This is a genomic window from Sulfitobacter sp. SK012 (assembly GCF_003352085.1).
Classification (GTDB): Bacteria; Pseudomonadota; Alphaproteobacteria; order Rhodobacterales; family Rhodobacteraceae; genus Sulfitobacter.
Genome location: NZ_CP025804.1, coordinates 2,974,231 through 2,999,220 on the forward strand (window position 1 = coordinate 2,974,231; position 24,990 = coordinate 2,999,220).

Below are 24,990 nucleotides of genomic sequence, written 5' to 3' on the forward strand. Positions count from 1 at the left end.
AACTTAAGCATTTATTTCAATGGCTTTAAAAATGGGCGAAGCGTTGATATGCCTTTCCCAAACTACTGTCCAAATGGAGTTATAAAAAATGTCTTACATTTCTCGCGCAATTGGTGCCGCGGCCGTCACGCTAGCCGCCTTTCTTTATTCGGGCCAATCCACCAACGCCCAGAGCACAGGGGATAACGAGACTATGGATAAACCGGTTTTTGTGATGGTCCACGGAACATTCCAGTGGGCTGGGCAGTGGCAACCCCTGAGCACAATGCTTGAGGATGCTGGGTATGAGGTGATCGAAGCATCTTTGACGGGGCTTGGTGAGAAAGAGCATTTGCTGTCCAAGGAAACTGGTCTGATGACCCATATTCTGGACGTCTCCAACATTATGAGCTGGCGCGATTTGAGCAACGTCATTCTGGTTTCACATAGTTACGGCGGGCCTGTCATATCAGGCGCAGCCGCCCATGAGCCGGATCGCGTTAAGCACCTAGTTTTCATCGACACGGTGCCGCTGGATCACGGCGAGAACCTGATCGATGGGTTTGGTCCCGATGTTTATGATGTGGCCAAAATTTCTGTCGACAAAGACGGAGACGGTTGGGTCATCCCATCAGATACCCTTCGTGAAGCGAAACCGACCATGCGCCCCCACCCTTGGAAATCCTACATTGAACGCATCGACTTACCCGCGGACACACCAGATTTTGCGGGCACAATCATCGTGGCGACTGAGGGCGAGGTCTTTTCCCATATGCGAAACGTCCAAGCTCCGGCGCGCGCCGAAAAACGAGGGTGGGATTTGGTGACTGTGGAAGGGCCTCATCAACTGATGGAAGTAAGCCCATCCAAGGAAATAGTCGCCGAAATACTGCTTAATATTGCCAAAAACTAATATTCAAGAATGCGAGTACTAGTTCGGTTGGGTTGTTTTCCATCTCCCTCTTGGGAGAAGTTAACGCCGTATCCATGACCCGTATTGTAAGGAGACGAACATGAGATTCTCGCAAATGAAATTACCATTTTTCATCTTGGCCACGGTAGGCACTGCCGCGGTTGCCGACGGCATTACGGTAACGCCGGAAACCTACATTCGGGCAGAAACTGATGTCGCATTTGCGGATTTTCAGCGCCGTGCAGATGGTATGATCAATACCAACGCCTTCGTGCGCGAACCAACTTTGCTGGATGATCAACCCGTTATCCGGATGAACCGAGACACGCTATATGGCAGCGTTGTCATCGACACCCAAGGCGGTGCCAAGATCACTGTCCCAAAGGCAGAGGACGGAAGATACATTTCTGTCCTCGTGTTGGACAATGACCACTACGCTCCTGCGGTGTATTACGAGCCCGGCACATATGATCTGCCCACGGACACGCGCTATGTGACGCTACTCTACCGGGTTCAGTTGCTTGATTATTCAAACCCTGATGATGTCGCTGCGGCCAACGCCCTTCAAGATCAGTTTGTTGTTCAAGCAAGCAGTTCGGAGCCATTTCAATCACCCCAGTGGAATGTCGACAGTATGCTGGCCCTGCGGGCGGAGTATGAAGTTGAGTTCAAGAAGTTCGCGCAGTTTGAGCCCGATTGGATGGGCCCACGTGGCGAGGTAAACGAAGAAACCCGACACCTTGCTGCCGCTGGTGCCTGGGGTCTGTTTCCGTCAAAAGATGCGGTTTACATCAACTATGCTGGGCCGACTGACCCGGAAAAGTGTTATTCGGCCACCTACGAGACACCGCAGACCGAAGCCTTTTGGTCCATCACCGTCTACGGCGATGACGGGTTCATGAAAAGCGACAACAACGTCATTAATGACCGCAATGTATCATCCAATGACGATGGTACCTTTACCGCATTTTTCGGATCCGAAGCAGCGTGTGGTACAAAAGAAAATCGCGTTGATATCAGCGATGGTTGGAATTTCTTGCTTCGTATTTACAGACCAGGGTCTGAAATTTTATCCGGAGAATACACTCTGCCGGAGGTTTCTACGTTAGAGTAAAGACCAACAGTGCGATGGCCGGCGGCTTGGTTTGTGGGCGACAGTTGTGCCCGCGTGGTCTTGCGGCATGCACCTACATCCAGTCTAGTGAAACTGCACCGCTGCGCTGGACGAACTGGGTAATGGCCGAGACTGATGGCTACGGTAATCCCATGTCCTGCGTTGCCGCCGGTGGGCTATTGACCCAAAGCTTTCAATTCCCCAACACGCGCCAACACGCGGCGAATGTCTCCGATTGATGAACTAGCGCGGGCTACAGTTTGGACGGGCACTACGGTGGTTTCACTTACAACAGTTGTTCGGATACTTTGGCTGCAGGTCACGTCAAGAATTGATCAATCTGCGCTTTCACTTGATCTTTTAGCCCTACTGTTTGAGCGAGAATTTCTTTGGTTTTCAAAAAATCCAACGAGCGGTAGCTGTCCACAGGGGGCCGCAGCAAAGCTGTCTTAGGATGTTTCGTCGCCGCGTACTGAACAATTGTCATCTGCATGATTTGGCTTGAGGCATACATCGCATCGATTTTATTGGGCCGCGCAGCGTCAGAGCCGTGCGAGCCACCTGAGACATCGACGGCGATCACATGTTGTGCTTGGTCTTGTAGGATATCCAACGGGCAAGGATTGGTGGCGCTTCCGTCGATGTAGAAACGTCCCTCACGTTCAACAGGCAAAAACACTGCCGGCATTGCAGCAGAGGCTGCCATTGCTGACAAAAGGGACCCGCCTTCAAAAACAGTTGTGCTTTGACGGTAGTAATCTGTCGCGGCAATCTTGAGGGGGATGGCAAGCTCGGCGAATGTATCTGGGATCGCTTCAGGTAAGAACGTCTTCAAGATGCGCTCTAAATTCAACTCGCCGATGCGGGGCCCGCCATCACGAAAGAAATCCCCGAGGCTAGACGGGCGAACCTTGAAAATATTGCCCATCAAGGTCATTGGGCTGCTGATCTTGCTGTAGATGTGATCAGTGATCGCGTCGGCGGACATACCTGCGCAGGCGGCAGCCCCAATGATGGAACCGATTGACGTACCTGCGATAAGGTTAGGCTTAAGTCCCAATTCATCAAAAGCTCTGACAACGTGGATATGAGCTAATCCGCGCGCGCCGCCTGCGCCCAAAGCGAGAGCAATCTTATCCATAGTGGTGTCCTGAATTCAGATGGGGGATGCGACAAAATCCGTATAAAGCACTTTCAACCGCTCAGTATCGTCTGCTGTCCAGTTTGGTGGATCGGTGACCGTCAGCCAACCGTCGATGTATTCGAGCGCATCATAGGTATGCCCATATCCTGACGGTGGGGATGTGGCCATCGGCACATCAAAGCCAACCTGAAGGAACGTCACTATTGGATACCAGTCAAAATATGGTGCCACATCTCTGCCACGGATTTTGCCCAGCCAATCGGGACGGCGAAAAGCTAGCCTGGGTGAGAAAAATACCATTGGATCGCTCGCATGTTGCAGATAAAGCAAACGCATCCTGCCCCATTCACCCCCAGCCGGCACAGCGATCCCGTCTTGGTTCATAAACCGGACAAGTGCACCATCACGGTATTCGGGTAACCATGCAGGGCTGCCTTCATTACGGCTTGCGGTGATCCTTGCCCAGACCGTACTGGCAAAGGGTGGGCCACTCCAAAGGGCGCCGTCAATAGGATCTGCGAAAACGGTTACCAAATCTGCGGAAGCCTCAGACCCTAGCGCGCCTAGGCTTAACCCGAAAAGGTAGAGCTTGGGGCGCGTATCCTTGGGCAATTTGGTCCAATAGTTGTAGACCTCATCAAACAATGCACGTGCAGCGAGGCGGGACCGATCAGGTTCCACCATGATCGACAGCCAGCTTGGGACATAGGTATATTGAGTGGATACAATCGCGATGTCACCATCGTGCAGATAGGTCACAGGCTCGACCGCCGCCGGGTCAAGCCATCCGGTGCCTGTGGGCGTGGCGACGATCAACACAGATCGGTCAAACCCACCAAAGTTGATAAGATCCTCCAGCGCGACCTTTGCGCGCGCTTCAAAATCATCTCCGGACCCGAAGCCCGCGAACACGCGGATAGGCTCCAGCGCAACGCGCCCCGTAAACGCAGCGATGTCAGCCTGGGACGGGCCTGTTACCAAAAAATCTTTGCCGTTTTTGCCAACATCGTTCCAATCTATTGCTGAGTTTGATCCGCCAGACGCAAGTCCGTTGGTCGGAAGCGTTACCCCTTCCGAAGTGCGCTCATCAATCTCTGCAAAGACTTCATCAGCCAAGCGCAGCACCTTTTTAACGACAAAGTTGTCGACCACAGCAAAGACCAAAAACGCCACCAACAATACACCGGACCCGATGGCCAAGTTTCGTGGCAAAACACGCCCAAGCCATCCGATTATTTTGTGCGCAAGCCAGATGATACAGCGAAAGGTAAAGATCAAAACCAATGCGACAGCGAACGCAATGCCAGCGACTGTCCAAGGATAACCTGTGTCCACGGCCGGCATATCCATCAGGGATCGGATAGAATTTTGCCACGTCGCGATCCGGCTAAACGTCGCAATAGCAAGCGCGATGCTGATCAAGGCCAACACCCAGTTCACCATCAACTGACGAGACAGTGGAAAATCAGGCCCGCCTAACCACAACCAAGCGAAATGAAGGCCCTTGCCTGTTCCGTAACCAACGGCAAAGGCCAAACCGCCCAACACGCCTTGTGCTTCTGGAATGCGCGGCAGCAATGAAGGGGTGAGTGACGCACATAAGAACAGAAGTCCGACAAACAGACCAAAAACCGAAAACGATTCGATGAGCCTTTTGAGCATGTTATTCTCCAACGTGTGTCCCAAGCGTACGTATACACCGCAGGTTCCGCTGTGAGCGAGGGATTTTCGCAATCGGAACGCATTATCGAATTCCCCTTGGGATTTGAGTTTGCCTGCGGGCCGTTTGTGGACTTTGACACCAATGAACGGACGGATTGGAAACGACCTGTCCAGCAGCGGTCAAACAGCAGAACATTCGGCCTGGCCGGAAACCGAAGCCCCCCTGCAGTGCGCCGTTTGTGCTCGTCTACTAGCCGCACTTGCATCGGGCTTTTTGTCCCACGTTGCAGTCGCTATGCTGGGGTTTGAGAGAACGTTTCTAGACCTCTTTTGTTAAATATCTAGTTTGGGCCCAAAGCGATCCATGCTGCAATTTGGGCCACCCTTGCAATGCTGAACAGACGGACGCTACCGCCCTTCATTCAGAAACGAATGGATTTCGCTCATCAGTTTCTCCCAGCTTTTTTCTTGCGGAAGAGGGACATGATTTCGGCTTTCTAGTGCGACATACTTGGCATTTGGGATCTCACTCGCAAGAAGGCGACCCTGTTCAATAGGCTGAATGGCGTCCGAAATTGCGTGGATGACCAATGTCGGAACGGAAATAGATCCCAATATGGCTTTGACGCTGAACCTATCTACAATTTGTCGCAAGCAAGCGGCGTTTTCCGGGGAAATTGTCTCGTACTGCATTCTCACAAAGCTATCCATCTGCTCTGTCGTTGCGTCTGGCATGAACAATGACGAAAAGGCATTTACAAAGGGACTGTTTGCTTTTCCCCAACCCGCCCTAACTAGGCTTAGAATTGTGTCTTCGTCGACGTCATCACTTGAGGCATCTCTTAATGCGCGCCCTTCAGCATATCCGCCATATATGATCATCCGGCTGACGCGCTCGGGATACCTTTGGGCAAATTGTATGGCCACAGGGACTGCTTGCGAGGCAGCAAAAATAGGAAATTTCTGCAGGTTGTTTGCATCTGCGACGGCTTTTAGATCGTCGGTAAACGCGTCTAAATCGGCCGCAGTCAGGTCGCGAGATGACAAACCGGTCCCTCGCTGATCGTAACGATAAAGCGTGTGCTGCTTTCCAAGCGTCTCGATCAAGGGCCTCCAAACGGGGCTGTACCAGTCAAGCTCTAGATGAGATAGCCAATGCCCCACTCTAAGAAGTGGCGGGCCTTGGCCACTCTTTGCATAGGCAATCTTTGCATCGTGAGAGGACGGAGTGAATTGAATCGATTGAGAAATTGCGTGATCATCTGAAGATGGCTTAGTGCCGGACGGCAAGCCCTTATGAACTTCAGAAACCAACTGAAAGCCCCGACCATGTATGGTCTTGATGATTGCCTGTTCCCGCCCCGTATCACCAACGGCCTTACGGGCCGCATTAATACGGGCACTGATCGTTGCATCTGAAACGGACAATCCACGCCAAACGGTTTGAACCAACTCATCTTTGGTTACCAAACGACCTTCACTTTGGGTCAACAAAAGCAAGAGTTCAAAAACCTGAGGTTCGACGTGAACAAGTTTCTCGTCGCGAAGAAACGTGTGTTTCGCCGGATCGATTGAACAATTCGCAAACTGATAGGTCATGGGCCATTGAACAGGTTTCAGGCCGCTACACTCAAGAGCTTTCCTAGGAAATCGCGAAAATTTTGGAAATGGCAAAGAATTCTAAAGGTCCTCTTCAAGCTTGAGCGCATGTTTCAAGCGTAGATAAATTCACGCAATTTCAGGAGAACCGCCATGGGACATAATGAAAATCCAGACATCAAACTACGCCCAGATGGGTCAATCGACATCGCGCATTATATGATGATTGGGCGGCAAAAGCGCGCTGAGCAAGCACAGTTTCTTGCCAAGAATTTTCGCCCCAAGCGCAAGCCTATTTCATTTCGATTTTGGTCCTTGGGTGCTCCTGGCACCCCTTGAGGTCAAAAAGATATGTGCTGCATCAAGGGTGAGGCCTGCTCCTGATTTGAAAAGGCACATATAGACCCCAGAAGCCGAAAAGCGCCTTTCACAGGCAATTCTACGACTTCTGGGGAGTTTGCATTGATTCAGCATAATTTCATCGCTTGCTGGCAACTGCAACGAAACGAGTTGTCTGTGGTATCGCTGTGGCCTCGGGCTCATTCACCAAGCAAGGGTGCGATAAGCCAAAACATGTGCCTTGGGGCTTCATAACCCACCTGATCGGCCAGCGAAGCAAAAAGCCCCAAAAATCACAGACCGACGTAGTTCCAAGCAGCGGAACTTTCTAATTGCGATCGATCTCGGCGGCCGAATTTCAGCTCAAACCTAGTGTTTTCTTACGGTCTTCGGCCCACTTCAGCAGCGTCATGTCAAAGGTCAGCGCCATGAGGGACACGCAGATACCAAGCACGAAGTTCTTGCCAAGATCGGTCCCGGCCAGTGTTCGTTGCAGTTCTTGACCCAAATCTTGCGTGCCAATAAATGCGGCGATGATGACCATGAAAAACGCGAACATGATGGCTTGGTTGAACCCGACAGCCATCACGGGCAAAGCCAACGGCAGTTGCACGCTAAACAGCTTTTGCATGCGCGTCGCACCGGCCATATCCGCAGCCTCTGTCATCTCAAGTGGAACCGTGCGCAGGCCTTCGATCGTATAGCGAACCAAAGGTACCATGGCAAAGATAAGAATTGAGAAAATCACCGCGATATCTGTGATGCCAAACAGCATGATAGCTGGAATCAAATAGACAAAGCTTGGGAAGGTTTGCGCCGTATCGCAGACGAGCAAGGCGCGTTTTGACCACTTCTCAGAGCGTGCCGCGACAATGGCGAGGGGCAGTCCGATTAGGGCTGCGAGCGACACCGCAGAGATCACGGAATAGAGCGTAATCACTGAGCGGTCCCACCATCCTGACAGAGCAACAAAACTAAAGAAAACCGCCGCCAGAATGCCCTGACGCCTGCCCCCCAACCAAAGCGCGAAGGCCGTGATCAGCAGGATGAGCGCCGGTGTCGGGATCGACAAAAGGAAATTGCGGAAGGGGATCAACACCTGCACGTTCAAAAAGGCGCGCAAGAAGTAGGTTGTCGATTTTACTGCTTCGATATTCAGGAAGCCTTTGATCAGGTTATCGAGCTCTTTGCCCTGCGAGAAGTTCTGCTTGCGGCCCAGAGATTGCGCCTCTGGAATGACCTGCGACACCAAGACAAAGAACACAAACAACGCGATCGCTAACAGCAGAGCGAGGTGCTTTTTCCACCAAGGCGTGCCCTTTTCGAAATGCTGCGGCTGTTTAACGACCCATGCCTTGGACATGCGGTCCAGCATAACCGCGAGCAAAACAATGGTGATGCCGATCTCAAAGGAGCGTCCCAGCTTAAAGCTACCCATCATCGCAAGCAGTTTGGCACCCAGGCCAGGCATACCGATAAAGGCCGTTAGAACCACCATCGCCAAACACAGCATGATGACTTGGTTCACGCCGACTAGGATCTCTGTCCGCGCTGAAGGTAGGTACACGTGGCGCAAAAGCTGCCATTTTGTACAGCCGCTCATGTTCCCGGCCTCGACCACTTCAGGTGAAACTTTTTGGAGCCCCAGCGTCGTCATCAGGATCATCGGCGGAATGGCATAGATTGTCGTGGCCACTGCCCCTGCTGTCGGGCCGACCTTGAAAAAGATCACAGCCGGCAAAAGATAGGTAAAGAACGGCAACGTTTGGAGCACAGACAAAACAGGCTTCAGCGTGCGATCGAGCCAAGGTTTCTTCCACGCAAGGATACCGAGGGTCAGTCCGATGATGAAAGCCAGAGGTGCCGCAACGACCAGCACTGACATGGTCTCCATCGCGATTTTCCACTGGCCAATCAGGGCGGTCCATATGAATGTTCCAGAGCCCAAAAGCGCCATGCGCCACCCGCCCAGATAGTAACCGAGTACACCTGTAACAGCTGCGACCGCGGTCCATGGGATAGGGCCAAGATTGGGCCAGCGCTTTTTGCCATACATCAGGTTCCCGGTGGTATCCAAAAGCCATTGCAGCCCTTCGGTCAGCCAGCGGGTCAACTTAAGCAGACCCATGTCGTCTTTGACGAAGTTAAATATGAGATCCAGCCAAACCGCAAAGGGTGGGATCATGGTCTCAGGTAAACGAAAGAGCGCCTCGGGCAGCAGACCCATATATTGTACTGCCGTCAGAACCACTGCCAGAACCACAAAGCTCAATGCAACTTGGTTCCGGGTGATCCCCTGCGCGCCTGCTGGCGTGGCTTCGAGGTTACCTACAACGTCTGCCATCAGCCTGCTTCCAACAAGATTTCAAGGGCGGCTGCACGGTTCATACCGCCGATTATCTTGCCGTCTGACGCCACCGGAATGATATCGCGATCGTCTTGCACCAGAAGCCGCGCAAGGTCTTTCACGGACGCTTTAGCATCCACAGGCTCGCCGCTGCCGGTTTCCTTGGACGTCGCCAGAACACCTGCATGTACGACGCGGGCCTTATCGATGTCTTCGGTGAATTTACGGACGTATTCCGTCGCAGGGTGCAACACGATTTGATCTGGCGTGTCGCACTGTTCAACCGCGCCGTTTTTCATAATCGCAATGCGGTCAGCAAGGCGCAGCGCCTCGTCGAAATCATGGGTGATAAACACGATGGTTTTGTTCAAAAGGCCTTGGAGTCGTAAGAACTCATCCTGCATTTCGCGGCGGATCAGTGGATCCAGCGCCGAGAACGGCTCATCAAGAAACCAGATGTCTGGTTCAATCGCGAGGCTGCGGGCGATGCCGACCCGTTGCTGTTGGCCGCCAGAAAGTTCACGCGGGAAATACTCCTCGCGCCCCTCAAGGCCGACCAGCTTGATCACTTCCAGCGCACGCGCGCGCCGTGCATGTTTATCCTGTCCGCGCATCTCAAGCGGAAAGGCCACATTGTCCAACACAGTGCGGTGCGGCAACAAGCCAAAGCTCTGGAACACCATGCCCATCTTGTTGCGTCTCAACTCGATCAGCTCTTTTTCGGTAAGGGACATGATGTCTTGCCCTTCAACCTCAATCGAGCCGCCTGTAATTTCATGGAGCCGCGAAAAGCAGCGCACGAGAGTGGATTTTCCTGAGCCCGAGAGGCCCATAATTACCAGCATCTCGCCGCGGGTGACCTCAATCGAGACGTCCTTGACGCCTGCGATATATCCATCTGCTTGAATGTCATCAAAGCTATGCCCCGCCGGCATTTTCTTTAGATAAGCTTCGGGCCTTGCTCCGAAGATCTTCCACACATTTTTGCAGGAAATTACCGTATCGGCGGTCATCGTATTGCTCTCCCCTCACCGGTTTCAATGACCGGTGTTTAAAACGCCCGCCCGAAGTATAACCCCGGGCGAGCGAATAGCATTTATAAAATTTGGAACGACTTAGGAGCCAGTCCAGCCCTGCCATACGTCAGGGTTCTCTTCGAGCCACGCAGCTGCTGCATCTTCCGGCTCCATTTCGTCAACGTCGACGAATTTTGCCATCTCAGCGATCTGCGGGTTGGTGAAGGAAATCTTGGTCAGCACATCATACGCACCAGGCCATTTGTCCTTCATACCGTCCCATGCAGCTTTCTTGAGGTAGCCCTCTGCAGGGTTGCCACAGTCATAAAGCGCATCAGGGTTCGGACCAACAGCTGGATCTTTATCGCAGCCCTCAACCCAAGCTGGGAATTCTACGAATTCACCGGGCCAAACCGCTTCCGCGAAGTTGGGCGTCCAGTTAAACACAACAACCGGCTTTTTATCCGCTTCTGCTGCGCCAATTTCAGCCCAAAGAGCTGCTGCTGAACCAGCGTTGACCACGACAAAGTCCATGTCCAAGGCAGCAACACGTTCCTGGCCATGCTTCAGCCAGTCAACCGGACCATCCAGATAACGGCCTTTTTCGCCAGTTTCTGCTGTTGCGAATACTGCCGCACACTCGTTCAAAGCTTCCCATGCAGGCAGGCCGGGGCATGCATCTTTGGTCCACATTGGGTACCACCAGTCTTCACGTGTAACGGCATTGTGGTCGCCAGCATCATGCAGGCCGCCCTTTTCCAACGCGGTACGGAAGGACGCGCCAAAGGCACCTTCCCAGACTTCCAGTTCCAGAGCGACATCGCCCAGACGCACGGATTCGTAGACCGCCTGGCTGTCCGTAGTCACAAATTCAACGTTGTTACCCATAGATTCGAAAATTTGGCCCACGACATGCGACATCACGATCTGCGAAGACCAGTTGTGGATTGGAATGACGATAGGGTCGCTGCTGTCTTCCGCGAACGCGGCGAATGGCATCGTTGCCAGCACCCCTGCGCTCAGCGCTGTTGTAAATCTCTTCATTGTTTTCTCCCTGTGAACAGCGGTCAGTGCGCCGCTTTATACGTGGACAGTGGGTCAACAAGACCGCGCCGAAAGATCAACTGATTCCTCAAAATCCCAATCGTGCTCCATGGTGTACAGTCTTGCAGGATTTTCCCTTCAATCAAGTTTTTTTCTTAACAAGATACATCAAAGCCAGCCACATCTTGCCAAAAACTTGATAGTAGGTCCGATTCAAAGGGTGATAGGTCGGGTTTGAGAGGGACATTATCCCTGTATTTAATATGATTTGCCCAACGGAGGGTCCGATTTCATGCGCTATTCCGGCTTAAAGGTTATAAAAGAGGCTTTGACCGGCCACAAAGGCTGGACGCCTGCGTGGCGCGATCCTGAGCCGCAACCCCACTATGACATCATCATCATCGGTGGTGGCGGGCATGGACTGGCGACTGCGCATTACCTTGCATCCGTTTACGGCCAACACAAAGTAGCGGTCATCGAAAAAGGTTGGATTGGCGGCGGCAACGTCGGGCGCAACACCACGATCATTCGGTCCAATTACATGCTGGATGGCAATGAGCCGTTTTATGAATTCTCGCTCAAGCTCTGGGAAGGGCTGGAGCAAAACATCAATTACAACGCCATGGTCAGCCAACGTGGCATCATGAACCTCATCCATTCAGACGCCCAGCGGGACGCATTCATCCGGCGCGGCAATGCAATGATGCTCAATGGCGCTGACGCTGAGTATTTGGATGTGGCGGCCATCAAGCGCGAATACCCTTTCCTCAATTTTGATGATGCACGGTTTCCGATTAAGGGCGGCCTCGCGCAGCGGCGTGGTGGCACCGTGCGTCACGATGCTGTCGCCTGGGGCTATGCCCGTGCGGCAGACAGCAAGGGCGTGGACATTATCCAGAACTGCGAAGTGACCGGCTTTCGTATTGAGAACGGCAAATGCCACGGGGTCGAAACATCCAAAGGTTTCATTGGAGCCAACAAGGTGGGCTGCGCGGTCGCCGGGAATTCTGGCCGGTTAATGTCGATGGCAGGCATGCGGCTCCCTATTGAAAGCCACGTCCTGCAAGCGTTCGTGTCTGAAGGTCTAAAGCCCGTGTTACCCGGCGTGATAACCTTTGGCGCGGGTCACTTCTATGTCAGCCAATCTGACAAGGGCGGCTTGGTGTTTGGCGGCGATATCGACGGGTATAATTCCTACGCGCAACGCGGCAACCTACCCGTGGTCGAGGACGTCTGCGAAGGTGGGATGGCAATCATGCCAATGATTGGCCGTGCACGCCTGTTGCGGATGTGGGGCGGCATCATGGACATGTCGATGGATGGATCCCCGATCATTGACCGCACTGACATCGAAGGCCTCTATTTCAATGGGGGTTGGTGCTATGGCGGGTTCAAGGCAACGCCTGCCTCGGGTCATGTGTTTGCACATCTTCTGGCGCGCGACACGCCCCATGAAACGGCGACAGCCTACCGTTTTGACCGGTTTAAGACCGGTCACATGATCGATGAAAAAGGGATGGGCAATCAGCCCAATTTGCACTGATGATTATCAATCACCCCCTGCTTGGCCCGCGTGATAGTGCCGAATTTGTGTATCTTGGCGATGCTGAACTGATCGATCGCCCTGATCCCGAAACCGCGTCGCCCGAGGACTGGTACGAGTACGGGTATTTGCGCGACAACCCTGCAGGGCTGCACCGCGAGCTATGGTGGCATGAGGGCGGTGACCGGTCTTGGCTGGTTGTGACGCGCAACACCATGACCCATGAAATTACATCCGTCGAGATCGCCCGCGATGTCGCGCGCAAAATGGGGCGCAGCTCATGAGCAACAAGAACCGACTAAGTGGCGGTCAGATTGATCGCGACACACCGCTGAACTTCACATTTGATGGCAAATCCTATCAGGGCTTCGCTGGGGATACGCTGGCCTCAGCGCTCTTGGCCAATAATGTGCGCCTAATGGGCCGGTCCTTCAAATATCACCGGCCACGCGGGCCACTTTCTGCTGGTTCTGAGGAGCCGAATGCTCTGGTGGAGCTGCGCGGCGGGGCACGACAAGAACCCAACACACGCGCGACCACCGCCGAATTATATGATGGTCTAGAAGCAAAATCCCAAAACCGTTGGCCAAGCCTTTCGTTTGATGCGCTGTCGATCAATGACCGGTTTTCGAATTTCCTGACGGCTGGGTTTTACTACAAGACCTTCATGTGGCCTGCCGCCTTCTGGGAAAAAATCTATGAGCCGATCATTCGCAAGGCTGCGGGGTTGGGCTCACTTTCGATGAAAGAAGACCCCGACACGTATGACAAAGGGTTCCGCCATTGCGACCTCTTGGTGATTGGTGCGGGGCCCGCTGGCCTTATGGCGGCATTGACTGCGGGTCGCGCAGGGCATGACGTTATTCTGGCGGACGAAGATTTCCGCATGGGCGGACGCCTCAATAGCGAAACTTTTAGTGTCGCGGGTATGCCGGGTGCCGATTGGGCGGCCGGGATTTTGGCTGAACTGAGCAGCCTGCCAACCGTGCGGCTGATGACCCGAACAACAGTAATCGGGGCATTTGATCATGGCACATACGGTGCGGTGGAACGGGTTTCAGACCACCTCCACACACCTGAAGCGGGCAAACCTCGTCAAATCCTTTGGCGTATCTATGCGTGCAAGACGATCCTTGCTGCGGGCGCGACAGAGCGGCCCATCGCATTTGAAAACAACGATCGTCCCGGCATTCTGCTGGCAGGCGCGCTGCGCAGTTATGCAAACAGGTGGGCGGCGACGCCTGCGGGGCGCATTGCGATCTTTACCAACAATAACGACGGCCACCGCACTGCCGATGACCTGATGGCCAAAGGCGTTGAAATCGCTGCCGTAATCGACACTCGGCCAGATGCGCCAAGGTCAGATCATTGTCAGGTTTTAAAAGGCGCGCAGGTTATCGATACCAAAGGGCGGTTGGGCTTAAGCTTTGTTGAAGTACTCCAGGCCGATGGTAGCTTGCGCACCATTGAATGTGGCGCTTTAGGCGTCTCAGGCGGGTGGAACCCAAATGTGCAGCTAACGTGCCATCAACGGGGTCGACCTGCTTGGAATGAAGATGTGGCGGCGTTTGTCCCGGGCGGCACCCTGCCCCCCGGCATGTCCGTCGCTGGATCTGCGAACGGTCAGTTTTCAACCCACGCGGCACTCAAATCCGGCATTTCCGCGGCCCGCAAGGCACTTGGGATCAAGGGCAGAGCGCCCGCTGTTCCAAAAGCTGAGGATACGCCCATCGTGCAAACCCCGTTTTGGTATGTTCAAGGGGCCTCACGCGCTTGGCTCGACCAGCAAAACGACGTCACTGTCAAAGACGTGAAACTGTCCCATCAAGAAGGGTTTCGCTCCGTCGAGCACCTTAAACGCTATACCACATTGGGCATGGCGACAGATCAGGGCAAGACATCCAATATGGGCGGTCTGGCCGTGATGGCCGAGTTGGCCGGAAAATCGATCCCTGAAGTTGGCACCACCATATTCCGCCCGCCCTATACGCCGACAGCCATTGGTGCCTTGGCAGGCAGGATGCGCGGTCAAGAATTCCATCCGACGCGACTGACGCCTTCGCATTTTTGGGCGAAAGAACGCGGTGCTGTGTTTGTTGAAGTTGGCAATTGGCTACGGGCGCAGTGGTTCCCCCTGCCCCATGAGACCCATTGGCGAGAAAGCGTGGACCGCGAAGTCCAGCAAACCCGTGCATCTGTTGGCGTTTGTGATTGTACGACCTTGGGCAAGATCGACGTCCAAGGCACGGATGCAGCTGCGTTTCTCAACAAGGTCTATTGCAACGGATTTGCCAAGCTTACTGTTGGTAAAGTTCGGTATGGTCTGATGTTGCGCGAAGACGGGATTGCCATGGACGACGGCACCGCGGCCCGGATGGCAGAGGATCATTTTGTAATCACAACCACAACGGCCAACGCCGGGCGCGTCTACCAACACATGGAATTTGTGCGCCAATGTCTGTTTCCGGATTTGGATGTGCAGTTGATTTCGACGACCGAAGCTTGGGCGCAATACGCCGTTGCCGGACCAAATTCGCGCGCACTTTTGCAAAAAATCGTGGATGCGGAATTCGACCTCAGCAATGAGGGCTTTCCCTTCATGGCATGCGCCAACATTACTGCCTGTGGCGGGCTGCGCGCGCGGCTCTTTCGGATATCCTTCTCTGGCGAGCTTGCCTTTGAAATTGCGGTCCCTTCTCGCTACGGCGACGCATTGATGCGCAAGTTGATGTCAGAGGGCGAGGAATTTGGCGTCGTGCCATATGGCACCGAAGCCTTGGGCGTCATGCGGATCGAAAAAGGCCACGCGGCGGGCAATGAGCTAAACGGTACCACAACCGCGCTGAACCTAGGCTTGGGGCGCATGGTGTCCAAGGCAAAAGACAGCATCGGATCGAAACTGTCTGAGCGCTCCGGATTGAACGAGGAAGGCGCGCTCAACCTTGTTGGGGTCAGGCCGCTGGATCCGTCCGATAAGGTAACCGCAGGTGGGCATTTGATGGCCAAAGACGGCGAAATGACCGCAGCCACCGATCAGGGCTACGTCACATCCGCCTGCTATTCGCCGAGTTCGGGCTCAATGATCGGCTTGGCATTTATCAAGGATGGCGCAAACCGGCTGGGTGAACAGATGCGAATTACATCACCCGTCACGAATTCGACCATCGCCGTAGAAGTTGTTTCCCCGCATTTTGTTGATCCAGATGGAGAACGCCAACGTGCATGATTTACAGCCTATAACGGCCCTAGGCGCTGCAGAACCACGCGTCGATACCGTTGGCACCCTTAGCTGCCACGAAGTGACCACCCTTGCATTAGCCTCAGTGGCTGCTCGGTTGGGGCAAGAAGCGGCGTGCGGAAAAAAGCTACGCGCGTTTCTGGGAACAGATGCGCCCGGTCCAGCAAAAGCCGTCTTATCCCAACTTTACTCAGCTGTTTGGATGGGGCCGGAGCAGTGGATGATCGGAGGTGACGACGCGGCCGGAGAACTTTTGGCTGATATCGTCAAATCAAAGCTTGGCACCACAGCTTCGGTTACAGAGCAATCCGACGCCTGGTGCTGCTTTGATCTTAGTGGCCAAGGGATCGTTCCGGTGATGGAATTGCTGTGTAATATCAACATACGTGCAATGCAAAGCGGCGATGCCCAGCGGACGTCTATTCATCATCTAGGCTGCTTTGTCGTGTGCGGCGATCCGGGTGGTTTCGTGCGTATTTTGGGCCCACGCGCATCCGCAGGTTCACTGCACCATGCGATCGTGACAGCCATGAAATCGGCTCTTTAGGTCGACGGAACGGGCGCGCTCCCCAAAACCCTAAAGGCGTTGATTTGCGTCCGGTCCTGATGCGGCGTGACACCAAAGGCATGTTTGTAATGCGCGATCAGCGGGGTCGATGTGGCGTATCCCACCGCAAATGCAATCTGTGCAATGCTTTCACTTGAGTGCTGCACCAGCTGGCGGGCAATCTTCATGCGCATCGCCCGGTAATAATGCGTTGGATTTTGCCCCGTCGCCTTTTTGAATGCGCGTTCAACTTGCCGGGGTGTGACACCTAGGCGCAACGCAACTTCAGCTACTGAGATCGGATTGGACAGGTCTTCGGAAAACAGGCTGACGGCCCGGCCGACCAAATCTGGCAGTGCGCCATTGTCGTTCGTCTGGATAGGGACCCTTTGCTTGACACCCTTTGCAGCCGTCATGGGATGCTGGAACCAACACGCCACCTCGTTTGCGATGTCCACGCCCAACTCATCATCAATAAGCTGCAATGCCAGATCAAATGCCGCCGCAGCGCCAGAAACGGTATAGCGCCGCCCATCTTGCACGATGACCTCATCCACTGCTTCTATTGTTGGGAACTCACTTCGAAAGGCCGCCTCATAGCACCAATGAACCGAGCACCGGTGGCCTTCCATCACGCCAGCCCGCACCAGCGGAAAGACTCCTCCACTGACGCCCCCAAGGATAACGCCCTGCCGGTCCAATGAACGCAGCACGCCGTGCGCACTCTTTGGGTTTGCAAATTTGCTGACCGGACTGCTGAGAAGGATCAAAAGATCGACACCACTGACGTCCTTCAACGAAATATCCGGCTCAAAGCTAACCCCAGCACTTGAGACGACCTTGGTCCCCTGCTCCGAAATCAGGCTCCACCCAAAGCTGGTGGTGCCCGCAATTTCGTTTGCAGCGCGCAAAGGTTCAATCATGGACGTCAAACACGCCATCGGAAAATCCGGCGAGATCAAAAACCCAATCTGGATGATTTTACTCTTATGCAACTTATTTGCCCCATTAGGAAAATTTGACATACAATGGGGGCAAAGTTAGCACGAACAGAATTGTTTGCCCAAGCTTGGGTACTTAGAAGGCGCAGCTATGAATATCAAAGAAGAATTGCCCACAGTCGTACCAAAGCTCACACAAGATCCGCACCGCACACGCGAAGGCGACCGTGAGAAAGTTCTCGAAGTCGCGATTGGCCGCGAAGTCCGTGCGTTTCGACGCCAACAAGAGATCACCGTGGCTGAGCTTGCTGGGCTGACGGGCCTCTCAATCGGCATGCTGTCCAAGATCGAGAACGGCAATACGTCGCCCTCTCTTACGACGCTGCAGACTTTGGCCAATGCGCTCTCCGTCCCTTTGACTAGTTTTTTCCGCCGGTTTGAAGAAAAGCGGCAAGCGGTTCACACCAAATCCGGCGAGGGCGTAGAGACGGCCCGCGAAGGCACGCGCGCGAACCACCAATATCGGCTCTTGGGACATATTGGATCAAACGCATCTGGCGTTATTGTCGAGCCGTACCTGATCACGCTGGATGCTGAATCCGATATTTTCCCGACGTTTCAGCATGGTGGCATTGAGACGATCTACATGCTCGAAGGCGAAGTTGATTATCGTCACGGTGACCATGTCCACGCACTTGAACCCGGCGATACGTTATTCTTTGATGCTGACGCGCCGCACGGACCGGAAAAACTGAAGACATTGCCCGCAAAATACATCTCGATCATCAGTTACCCACAGAACGCCTGAGCTTACTTTTGCAAAGGCGGCTCTGTGTCAGAGTTGGAAAAAACACCCGGTGAAGTCGGCTGCCCGTCATCGAATTTTGACAGGTAGTCCAACATCATTGGGCGGTTGTCGATGAACCCTTTGTAGGTGGCAAGCTCTTCGGGCAGATCGCGTATCACACGGTGCAGACGGCGACCCCATTTGGGCATGCTCATCAGATCATCAAAGCTGCACAGGTAACACCGGATCGGAAACACCAACGCATTTGACCGCGGTAGCCGGAAGAACGTCTGTAACTCGACCCTCAGGTGCTGTTTTGTGCCGATGTTTTCAGGCGTGACAGATGTTTTCTGAATGCCCCATTTGTGATAGTTTTCCGGGCTGGTATCCAGCAAAGGATTGACCGTCATCGTCCAGTTCAGCCGCCGAGCTGGCGCGCCCTGCTGGACGTTCAAAAGGAACTTGAGCGCTCGAATAAAAATGCCCTTTTCATGGGCAAGCGGCACCGGCGCGTGCCATTCAAAGAAGTTCATACCAAGGTCGAAATCAAGGCTCCAATCGGCTTGGGTCGTGACCATGCCTGCATCCATCCACAGGTTATCTTCACGTTGATCCAGAACACAGAAATCACCCTGTGCCTGCCGCGTGATGTATTCCATCGGGCCACAAGGCAATGTTGCCTCGTCGAGAAACGTAAACGTGTCATCGATGCCCAACGGCTTGTTAACCCAGCGCCAGTTGTCCCCATCACGGTGCAGTTCGAAATGGTCCGGGTAATCCTCAGATTTGGACACCATGATCAACTCAAGCAGATCCCAGCCCGCAAGTGTCATATGCGGCAGCGATTGACACCGAAGCGGATCATCGGCCAGAACCATGGCGCGATCCCGCATTTCGGCCACGTAATGCTCATCTACATCAAAACGCTTTTCATAGATCGACCCTTCTGGGCCACCTCTGTGCTGCTCCATGTTGACGGAGTACATGTAGCTGTCTTCGTGGAACGGAAACGGAAAGCGTTTGATCGCCCAGTCAGAGTTGTGAAACGAATAATCGTCCCGGAAGGTCTCGTCGTTAAATTGAAGGGTCATCTGTCCAACTCCAAGGATGCACCGACAAAGCGGCTAACGCAGGGCATGATTTTTTTGCCCGATGCATGTTCTTCGTCATCAAGCCAGTGGTCGCGGTGAACAAACGTGCCGTCCGCTGCAATCACATCTGTTTCGCATTGCCCGCAAGACCCACCGCGGCACAGAAACGGGGCCTCGACCCCTGCCCGCTCGATCGCTTCCAACAAGCTTTCGTTTTCGCCCACGGTGATTGTCTTGTCCGATTTGCACAGGCGGACCTGAAAGGGTGCGCCGGGCTCAGGGGCCAGAAACTCTTCGGAGTGCACATGATTGTTTGGCCATCCTGCGTCAGTCGCTGTCGCGTGGATCCAGTTGATCATCCCTTTGGGGCCACAAACATACGCATGCGTACCCAAAGGCTGACCGTCCAACAGCCCTTCTAGGTCGATGGCCTGGTTCTCGTTGTCGTAATAGACGTGAACCTTGTTGGGATATTTGTATCTTAGAACATCAACATAGCTGCCAAGCTCCGGGGAACGACACGCGTAGTGCAGTTCCCAATTACCGCCTGTCCGCTCCATCTGCGCAATCATCGACATAAAGGGCGTAATCCCGATGCCACCTGCAAAAAAGATGTGTTTCTTGGCCCGTAAATCCAGCGAAAACAGGTTCACCGGATAGGTGATTACCATCTCGTCGCCAGCCTTTACGTTGCGATGCATAAACAGCGATCCACCTCGTCCCTGATCATCACGTCTTACGGAAATCGCGTAGGAGTTGCGGTCAGACGGATCGGACATGAGCGAATAAGGATTGAGCCGTGTGCGCTCGCCGTCGCGCATTTCAACAACCGTGTGGGCACCGCCGGAAAACGGTGGAAAGAGGCCCCCGTCGCGGCGCTTGAATTCAAATCGGGTGACCAGATCATTCACAGGAACAACTGCGCTGACATGGACGTCGATCTTTTCGGCACCGGGTTTGGCTTTTTGTGGGGCGGCGCTCATTCGTCAGCTCCTTGGGCGTAAATCCCTTTTTGTGCGGGGACATTTCCGGGGTCTTCTGCATCAATGCAGACCCCCTGATAGGCGGCCAAGCGCCGCGAGTAGTGATCGCGCACAAACAGGTTCAGACCGCAGTGGGCGCATTGGAAGGGATCAGTTTCCACGTCTTCGGTGATGCCTTTGCAATGCACGCATTGCATACGCCGCGCCGTTGATCCGCGGTGCTCTGTCTGGATCGCGGTATGCGGAAATCCTGCATGCATCGCTTCGTGTTGCGCCTGCCCCATCAACCCCTCGGTGCCCGCAAGATAGATTTGCACCCCCATGTGGGCGTTTTGCAGAACATGTCGAATACGGCTGGCTGCAGCCGCATAGCTGGGGCCCTGATAGAATTGCGCGGGTTTTAGGCTACGCAGCTCGTCAGTAAAATCAGCGCTGCCAGGGATATAAATGACGTGGGTTTTTGCCATCAGGTCTGGCGTCGCGATGTCCAAAATCGCTTCGGCCCCTTCGGCATCTGCAATCATCAGATGGTGTTTACCAGCGCGCGCAGCAAGTTTGCCGTAGACCGGACGGCTGATAATTGAGGGCGGGAATTCAAATGTCGACATAGCAGTCCTTTTGTCCAAAGAAGGCGCGCACCGCAGATGTGCGCGCCGCCCGCTTCAACCTTTGGCTGCGCGGATTTTCTTTTCCTTGTCATAGAATGGCATCTCTTCGGTGACGCAGGCAATCTGTGTGCCGTCGCCATTTTGGACCGTCAGCTTGACGCCGGGTGTGGCACAAGCTTTGGGCATACGGGCGATGCCAACGTTGTGTTTGTTAAGCTCTGAATACATGCCAAAGGTCACAACGCCGACTTTCTTACCGTCTTGCATCAGATCCGCACCTTCGTCCGCGGGGACTGTCCCATCCAGACGCACGCCGTAGATCTTGAAACGTTCCTTGCCTTCCAGTGCATAGTGATTTTCCGCGCCGATGAAACCCGTTTTGCCCGGGGATACTGTGAACTCCAGACCCAGTTCCCAGATCGTGTCGCCGCAAGGCATTCCGTCTTCAAAGGGATGGGTTTCTGAATTGTCACCTGGATAGAACAGCAAATAGCTTTCTGTGCGCAACAGATCGAGCGTCGAGAATTGCACCGGACGGATACCCATATCCGCGCCCTCAGATAGGATATTGTCCCACACGTGACAGGCATCTTTTGCCCGCACAAATATCTCGTAGCCCCGTTCGCCCGTGTACCCGGTGCGTGACAGCATCACATCACGCCCAAAGAGCCGCGTATGCATCAGGCCGAAATAGGCCAGATCGCGAATTCCATCGACATGTTTGGCCAGAAAATCTACTGCGACGGGACCCTGAAGGGACATATCGTGCAGGTCATCATCAAACAGAACCGCACAGTTTTTGCCGGCGGCGACTGATGTCAGCTGCTCCATCCCTGTTCCGGTTCCATGAACGACCATCCATTGGTTCACATTCAGGTGGTAGATGATGCAATCATCAATGAACTTACCCTCGCTGTTGAGGATCGAGGCGTATGTTGAACGACCCGGAGCGATCTTTTCGACATTACGCGTTGTAACACGGTCAATCACATAAGCAGCATCGGGGCCAACCAAGTGCACCTTTTTCAGGCCAGACACATCCATGAGACCGGCCTTGGTCCGTATTGCTTCATAGTCGGCTTTTGCGCGTTCAGGCGTATGATCATAGAACCACGCAGTTCCCATGCCGTTCCAATCTTCAAGCTCTCCGCCGATTGCAGCGTGACGCGCTCCAAGTACAGAATGTCTCCATAAGATGGCCATGTTATCTTCCCCGTCTTTATATTTCTTGTTGTCCATATTCAGCCTGAGTGAAGGTCAAAAAGCAAGAATTCTGTGCAACTTTTTTTCCTGTCAGGCAATTTAATGGACATGACAAAGGGGCCGCAACGATGCGGCCCCTCTCATTTCGCGCCAATTACTTGTCGTATTGCGCAGTTTTCGCTTTTTCCGTGCGCTGACCGTAGATCAGCACCGCAACACAGATCGCTGCGGCAACAAACGTGGCGATCCCGGGCAGTGAACCGCCCCACCCCATGAACATCGCACCGTCCACTGCGGACCAGCTGGCTTCATCGTATGGAAACATATCATTCTCCTTCTAAGCTAAATTATTCACCCGGTGAGAGGTTCATCGCTGGTGCGGGAATGCCTTCGGGATATCCCTCAGCTGGCACCTTAACCATGTCCATACCTGCAAGTTCAGCACCACGCGGGATGCGCAACATGCCCAACATCTTGAGGACATAAGAGACCGCATATCCAGGTACAAATCCAACCAAGAAGAACACAACCGCACCGATGATCTGACCCATCAGATTGATAGTCGGCGCTTCGCCCGCGGCACCTTGGAGTGCGGGGAAACCCGCCCCCCAGACACCCAACATCACCACACCATAAAGACCGATGGTACCGTGAACGGTCACCGCGCCTACCGCGTCGTCGATACCCCGTCTTTCGAGCCAATCCGCACAAGGCTTCAGGATGATACCTGCAGAGAAGGCGATGATGAACGCCATTGCGGGAAAGTAGATATCCAGACCCGACGCCGTTGAGATGATCCCGGCAAGTGCGCCAGACATCATCCAGAACGGATCACGTGTCAGCAACCATGCGCCAATGATGCCACCAGCGATCGCCATTAGGATGTTGAAGGACAGCGCAGAAAGCGTAATCGGCGTGCCATAGATGGTTGCAGGCTTATCAGCAAACCAGCTCCAACCTTCGCCCGGTACAATCACACAGGCCATCAAGAAACCCCAGAAACCGACAATGATCAGCATCAACCCAGTAACGGTCAACGGCATGTTGTGACCAGCGATATGGTTGGCAGATCCGTCAGAGTTGAACTTGCCGATCCGTGGTCCAAGGTTGATCAATACACCAAGTGCAAAGAAACCCGCGACCGCATGGACCAACCCGGCTGCGCCAAAGTCATGCACACCAAATTTCGTGACCAGCCAGCCATCTGCGTGCCAGCCCCAAGCAGCAGCGACAACCCAAGCAAAGGAACCCAGCACGATTGCAAGGATTACAAAGCCCACAGTCTGGATCCGCTCGATGACAGCACCGGACATGATGGACGCTGTTGTTGCGGCAAAGAGCGCAAAGGCACCAAAGAACACGCCAGATGCCTGATCTGCGATGTTTGGTCCCATGTATTGCGCGCTTTCGCCCCAGCCCAATGCGATGGAGTTCGCGTATTCAATGCCAGAAATACCTGCAGGTCCGGGCGCGCCGGGAATACCTGTTGGGAAACCCCAATAGACCCACCAACCAAAGAAGTAGAAAGTCGGGATCATGAATGCAAAGGCGAGGATATTCTTTACGCCAGAGGACAACACGTTCTTGAGCCGCGATGCACCCATTTCATAAGCAAGAAAACCGGCGTGGATGATAATCATCAGTGGAATAGTCAGGTAGTAAAATGTCTCGGCGAACATTTTATTTGTTACCGCCGCGGCAGCGCCTACCCCCTCAAGCTCAGCCACCTTAGCGACCAGTTCTGCAATTTGTTCTTCCACGTCATAACCTCCGTTTTTATGCTTTGAACCCCGCATCGCATCGAACGACACCCGCAGCGTTGGTCGAAATGAAACATGGGAACGGCGTTCTGGCTACCATTTTTTTGAATGACATGAAAAATAGTTTCATGCGGGTTGAGTGCTGAAAAATTCAGTGGTAGCGTTTGAGTCGGTGAAACATGACGTGGAGGAGGCACATTTTATGTGCGGAATTGTTGGACTTTTTCTCAAGGACCCCTCCTTGGAACCACATCTGGGAAGCATGCTCACTGAGATGCTGATCACCATGACGGACCGCGGCCCGGACAGTGCGGGCATTGCAATTTATGGTTCTGAAACATCAGGAACCGGCAAGTTGACTGTGCAGTCGGACACCCCCCAGCAGGACTTTGCTTCGCTGGAAAAGGACCTAGCGGCCAAGATTGGCACCAACGTATCGATCCGGGCAAAGGACACCCACGCGGTCCTTGAAATGTCGAACGCGCAGATCCCTGTCGCCCGTGTTGCACTCACCGATTTGCGCCCAAATGTTCGGGTGATGAGCCATGGCGAGACACTGGAAATCTATAAAGAAGTCGGTTTGCCTAAAAATGTGGCAGAAAGATTTGATCTGAGCTCAATGAGCGGCACCCATGGCATTGGCCATACCCGCATGGCAACCGAATCAGCTGTGACAACAATGGGCGCGCATCCATTTAACACCGGCGTGGATCAATGCCTTGTGCACAATGGTTCGCTTTCCAATCACAATTCGCTGCGTCGCAAGCTGCGCCGACTTGGTGTTCATATTGAGACTGAAAACGATACAGAGGTCGGTGCCGCCTACCTGACATGGAAGATGCAAACCGGATCGACCCTTGGCGAGGCGCTGCAATCCAGCCTGGATGATCTCGATGGCTTTTTCACATTTGTTGTCGGCACGAAAGACGGCTTTGGAGTTGTCCGCGACCCTATCGCATGCAAGCCTGCCGTCATGGCCGAAACCGATCAATACGTTGCCTTTGGGTCAGAATACCGCGCGCTGGTCAATCTGCCGGGTATTGACGAAGCCCGCGTCTGGGAGCCGGAACCCGCCACTGTCTATTTCTGGAGCCAGAATGCGGCCCCCACAGCGTCCGAAAAGGCAGCCTGA

22 protein-coding genes are annotated in these 24,990 nt (G+C 53.8%); 9 read left to right on the forward strand and 13 right to left on the reverse strand.

Annotated features, from left to right (window positions below):
* Positions 1 to 88: 88 nt before the first annotated feature.
* Positions 89 to 892, forward strand: coding sequence for an alpha/beta fold hydrolase (locus C1J03_RS14550; protein WP_114887250.1), 804 nt, complete (start codon positions 89 to 91; stop codon positions 890 to 892).
* 100 nt (positions 893 to 992) lie between these two features.
* Entirely contained in the window at positions 993 to 2,006 is a 1,014-nt protein-coding gene (locus C1J03_RS14555) for a DUF1254 domain-containing protein (RefSeq protein ID WP_216825857.1), read from the forward strand.
* Positions 2,007 to 2,325: 319 nt separating this feature from the next.
* Here the strand turns inward: C1J03_RS14555 and C1J03_RS14565 are convergent, their stop codons facing one another.
* From C1J03_RS14565 to C1J03_RS14575, 3 genes are all read right to left on the reverse strand, one after another.
* Positions 2,326 to 3,147, reverse strand: a complete 822-nt coding sequence (locus C1J03_RS14565) for a patatin-like phospholipase family protein (RefSeq protein WP_114887252.1) — start codon at positions 3,145 to 3,147, stop codon at positions 2,326 to 2,328.
* Between the two features lie 15 nt (positions 3,148 to 3,162).
* The gene (locus C1J03_RS14570; protein ID WP_114887253.1) at positions 3,163 to 4,812 is read right to left on the reverse strand and encodes an alpha/beta hydrolase; all 1,650 of its coding nucleotides are present in this window, start codon (positions 4,810 to 4,812) and stop codon (positions 3,163 to 3,165) included.
* 408 nt (positions 4,813 to 5,220) lie between these two features.
* Positions 5,221 to 6,411: an alpha/beta fold hydrolase gene (locus tag C1J03_RS14575; protein ID WP_114887254.1), complete on the reverse strand. Its 1,191-nt coding sequence runs from the start codon at positions 6,409 to 6,411 to the stop codon at positions 5,221 to 5,223.
* Between the two features lie 153 nt (positions 6,412 to 6,564).
* Between C1J03_RS14575 and C1J03_RS14580 the strand changes: the two genes are divergently transcribed.
* Positions 6,565 to 6,750, forward strand: a complete 186-nt coding sequence (locus C1J03_RS14580) for a hypothetical protein (RefSeq protein WP_114887255.1) — start codon at positions 6,565 to 6,567, stop codon at positions 6,748 to 6,750.
* Positions 6,751 to 7,108: 358 nt separating this feature from the next.
* Here the strand turns inward: C1J03_RS14580 and C1J03_RS14585 are convergent, their stop codons facing one another.
* From C1J03_RS14585 to C1J03_RS14595, 3 genes are all read right to left on the reverse strand, one after another.
* Positions 7,109 to 9,094, reverse strand: coding sequence for an ABC transporter permease (locus C1J03_RS14585; protein ID WP_114887256.1), 1,986 nt, complete (start codon positions 9,092 to 9,094; stop codon positions 7,109 to 7,111).
* Positions 9,094 to 10,110 (reverse strand): quaternary amine ABC transporter ATP-binding protein, encoded by a 1,017-nt coding sequence (locus C1J03_RS14590; RefSeq protein ID WP_114887257.1) that lies wholly within the window; start codon positions 10,108 to 10,110, stop codon positions 9,094 to 9,096. The genes C1J03_RS14585 and C1J03_RS14590 overlap by 1 nt, the downstream gene beginning before the upstream one ends.
* 102 nt (positions 10,111 to 10,212) lie before the next feature.
* Positions 10,213 to 11,157: an ABC transporter substrate-binding protein gene (locus C1J03_RS14595; protein WP_114887258.1), complete on the reverse strand. Its 945-nt coding sequence runs from the start codon at positions 11,155 to 11,157 to the stop codon at positions 10,213 to 10,215.
* Between the two features lie 292 nt (positions 11,158 to 11,449).
* On the opposite strand from C1J03_RS14595, the gene C1J03_RS14600 reads away from it, so the two are divergent.
* Genes C1J03_RS14600 through C1J03_RS14615 form a run of 4 tightly spaced genes read left to right on the forward strand, consistent with a single transcriptional unit; the run spans position 11,450 to position 16,485 of the window.
* Entirely contained in the window at positions 11,450 to 12,700 is a 1,251-nt protein-coding gene (locus tag C1J03_RS14600) for a sarcosine oxidase subunit beta family protein (protein ID WP_114887259.1), read from the forward strand.
* Positions 12,700 to 12,984, forward strand: coding sequence for a sarcosine oxidase subunit delta (locus C1J03_RS14605; protein WP_114887260.1), 285 nt, complete (start codon positions 12,700 to 12,702; stop codon positions 12,982 to 12,984). The genes C1J03_RS14600 and C1J03_RS14605 overlap by 1 nt, the downstream gene beginning before the upstream one ends.
* Entirely contained in the window at positions 12,981 to 15,926 is a 2,946-nt protein-coding gene (locus C1J03_RS14610; RefSeq protein WP_114887261.1) for a sarcosine oxidase subunit alpha family protein, read from the forward strand. Before C1J03_RS14605 ends, C1J03_RS14610 begins: the two co-directional genes overlap by 4 nt.
* Positions 15,919 to 16,485, forward strand: coding sequence for a sarcosine oxidase subunit gamma (locus C1J03_RS14615; RefSeq protein ID WP_114887262.1), 567 nt, complete (start codon positions 15,919 to 15,921; stop codon positions 16,483 to 16,485). The genes C1J03_RS14610 and C1J03_RS14615 overlap by 8 nt, the downstream gene beginning before the upstream one ends.
* Here C1J03_RS14615 and C1J03_RS14620 read toward each other — a convergent pair.
* On the reverse strand, positions 16,482 to 17,480 hold the full coding sequence (locus C1J03_RS14620; protein ID WP_254694048.1) for a GlxA family transcriptional regulator: 999 nt from the start codon (positions 17,478 to 17,480) through the stop codon (positions 16,482 to 16,484). The genes C1J03_RS14615 and C1J03_RS14620 overlap by 4 nt on opposite strands.
* Positions 17,481 to 17,577: 97 nt before the next feature.
* On the opposite strand from C1J03_RS14620, the gene C1J03_RS14625 reads away from it, so the two are divergent.
* Entirely contained in the window at positions 17,578 to 18,234 is a 657-nt protein-coding gene (locus C1J03_RS14625) for a helix-turn-helix domain-containing protein (RefSeq protein ID WP_114887264.1), read from the forward strand.
* A gap of 2 nt (positions 18,235 to 18,236) precedes the next feature.
* Here C1J03_RS14625 and C1J03_RS14630 read toward each other — a convergent pair whose 3' ends face one another.
* From C1J03_RS14630 to C1J03_RS14650, 6 genes are all read right to left on the reverse strand, one after another.
* Positions 18,237 to 19,304, reverse strand: coding sequence for a heme-dependent oxidative N-demethylase family protein (locus tag C1J03_RS14630; RefSeq protein WP_114887265.1), 1,068 nt, complete (start codon positions 19,302 to 19,304; stop codon positions 18,237 to 18,239).
* Positions 19,301 to 20,287: a PDR/VanB family oxidoreductase gene (locus C1J03_RS14635; protein ID WP_114887266.1), complete on the reverse strand. Its 987-nt coding sequence runs from the start codon at positions 20,285 to 20,287 to the stop codon at positions 19,301 to 19,303. The genes C1J03_RS14630 and C1J03_RS14635 overlap by 4 nt, the downstream gene beginning before the upstream one ends.
* Positions 20,284 to 20,895, reverse strand: a complete 612-nt coding sequence (locus tag C1J03_RS14640; protein WP_114887267.1) for a dimethylamine monooxygenase subunit DmmA family protein — start codon at positions 20,893 to 20,895, stop codon at positions 20,284 to 20,286. Before C1J03_RS14640 ends, C1J03_RS14635 begins: the two co-directional genes overlap by 4 nt.
* A 54-nt stretch (positions 20,896 to 20,949) precedes the next feature.
* Positions 20,950 to 22,098 (reverse strand): aminomethyltransferase family protein, encoded by a 1,149-nt coding sequence (locus tag C1J03_RS14645; protein WP_114889021.1) that lies wholly within the window; start codon positions 22,096 to 22,098, stop codon positions 20,950 to 20,952.
* Between the two features lie 154 nt (positions 22,099 to 22,252).
* Entirely contained in the window at positions 22,253 to 22,423 is a 171-nt protein-coding gene (locus tag C1J03_RS25560) for a hypothetical protein (protein WP_174234468.1), read from the reverse strand.
* 22 nt (positions 22,424 to 22,445) lie between these two features.
* The gene (locus C1J03_RS14650; protein WP_114887268.1) at positions 22,446 to 23,858 is read right to left on the reverse strand and encodes an ammonium transporter; all 1,413 of its coding nucleotides are present in this window, start codon (positions 23,856 to 23,858) and stop codon (positions 22,446 to 22,448) included.
* Positions 23,859 to 24,060: 202 nt separating this feature from the next.
* On the opposite strand from C1J03_RS14650, the gene C1J03_RS14655 reads away from it, so the two are divergent.
* Positions 24,061 to 24,990 (forward strand): class II glutamine amidotransferase, encoded by a 930-nt coding sequence (locus C1J03_RS14655; RefSeq protein WP_114889022.1) that lies wholly within the window; start codon positions 24,061 to 24,063, stop codon positions 24,988 to 24,990.

Excerpts from the sequence above, each read along its gene's own strand:
- C1J03_RS14655 (WP_114889022.1), top strand. The coding sequence starts at position 24,061 with ATGTGCGGAATTGTTGGACTTTTTCTCAAGGACCCCTCCTTGGAACCA.
- C1J03_RS14565 (WP_114887252.1), bottom strand. The coding sequence starts at position 3,147 with ATGGATAAGATTGCTCTCGCTTTGGGCGCAGGCGGCGCGCGCGGATTA.
- C1J03_RS14600 (WP_114887259.1), top strand. The coding sequence starts at position 11,450 with ATGCGCTATTCCGGCTTAAAGGTTATAAAAGAGGCTTTGACCGGCCAC.
- C1J03_RS14555 (WP_216825857.1), top strand. The coding sequence starts at position 993 with ATGAGATTCTCGCAAATGAAATTACCATTTTTCATCTTGGCCACGGTA.
- C1J03_RS14570 (WP_114887253.1), bottom strand. The coding sequence starts at position 4,812 with ATGCTCAAAAGGCTCATCGAATCGTTTTCGGTTTTTGGTCTGTTTGTC.
- C1J03_RS14605 (WP_114887260.1), top strand. The coding sequence starts at position 12,700 with ATGATTATCAATCACCCCCTGCTTGGCCCGCGTGATAGTGCCGAATTT.
- C1J03_RS14590 (WP_114887257.1), bottom strand. The coding sequence starts at position 10,110 with ATGACCGCCGATACGGTAATTTCCTGCAAAAATGTGTGGAAGATCTTC.
- C1J03_RS14550 (WP_114887250.1), top strand. The coding sequence starts at position 89 with ATGTCTTACATTTCTCGCGCAATTGGTGCCGCGGCCGTCACGCTAGCC.
- C1J03_RS14635 (WP_114887266.1), bottom strand. The coding sequence starts at position 20,287 with ATGAGCGCCGCCCCACAAAAAGCCAAACCCGGTGCCGAAAAGATCGAC.
- C1J03_RS25560 (WP_174234468.1), bottom strand. The coding sequence starts at position 22,423 with ATGTTTCCATACGATGAAGCCAGCTGGTCCGCAGTGGACGGTGCGATG.
- C1J03_RS14575 (WP_114887254.1), bottom strand. The coding sequence starts at position 6,411 with ATGACCTATCAGTTTGCGAATTGTTCAATCGATCCGGCGAAACACACG.
- C1J03_RS14595 (WP_114887258.1), bottom strand. The coding sequence starts at position 11,157 with ATGAAGAGATTTACAACAGCGCTGAGCGCAGGGGTGCTGGCAACGATG.
- C1J03_RS14580 (WP_114887255.1), top strand. The coding sequence starts at position 6,565 with ATGGGACATAATGAAAATCCAGACATCAAACTACGCCCAGATGGGTCA.
- C1J03_RS14625 (WP_114887264.1), top strand. The coding sequence starts at position 17,578 with ATGAATATCAAAGAAGAATTGCCCACAGTCGTACCAAAGCTCACACAA.
- C1J03_RS14640 (WP_114887267.1), bottom strand. The coding sequence starts at position 20,895 with ATGTCGACATTTGAATTCCCGCCCTCAATTATCAGCCGTCCGGTCTAC.
- C1J03_RS14645 (WP_114889021.1), bottom strand. The coding sequence starts at position 22,098 with ATGGCCATCTTATGGAGACATTCTGTACTTGGAGCGCGTCACGCTGCA.
- C1J03_RS14610 (WP_114887261.1), top strand. The coding sequence starts at position 12,981 with ATGAGCAACAAGAACCGACTAAGTGGCGGTCAGATTGATCGCGACACA.
- C1J03_RS14630 (WP_114887265.1), bottom strand. The coding sequence starts at position 19,304 with ATGACCCTTCAATTTAACGACGAGACCTTCCGGGACGATTATTCGTTT.
- C1J03_RS14585 (WP_114887256.1), bottom strand. The coding sequence starts at position 9,094 with ATGGCAGACGTTGTAGGTAACCTCGAAGCCACGCCAGCAGGCGCGCAG.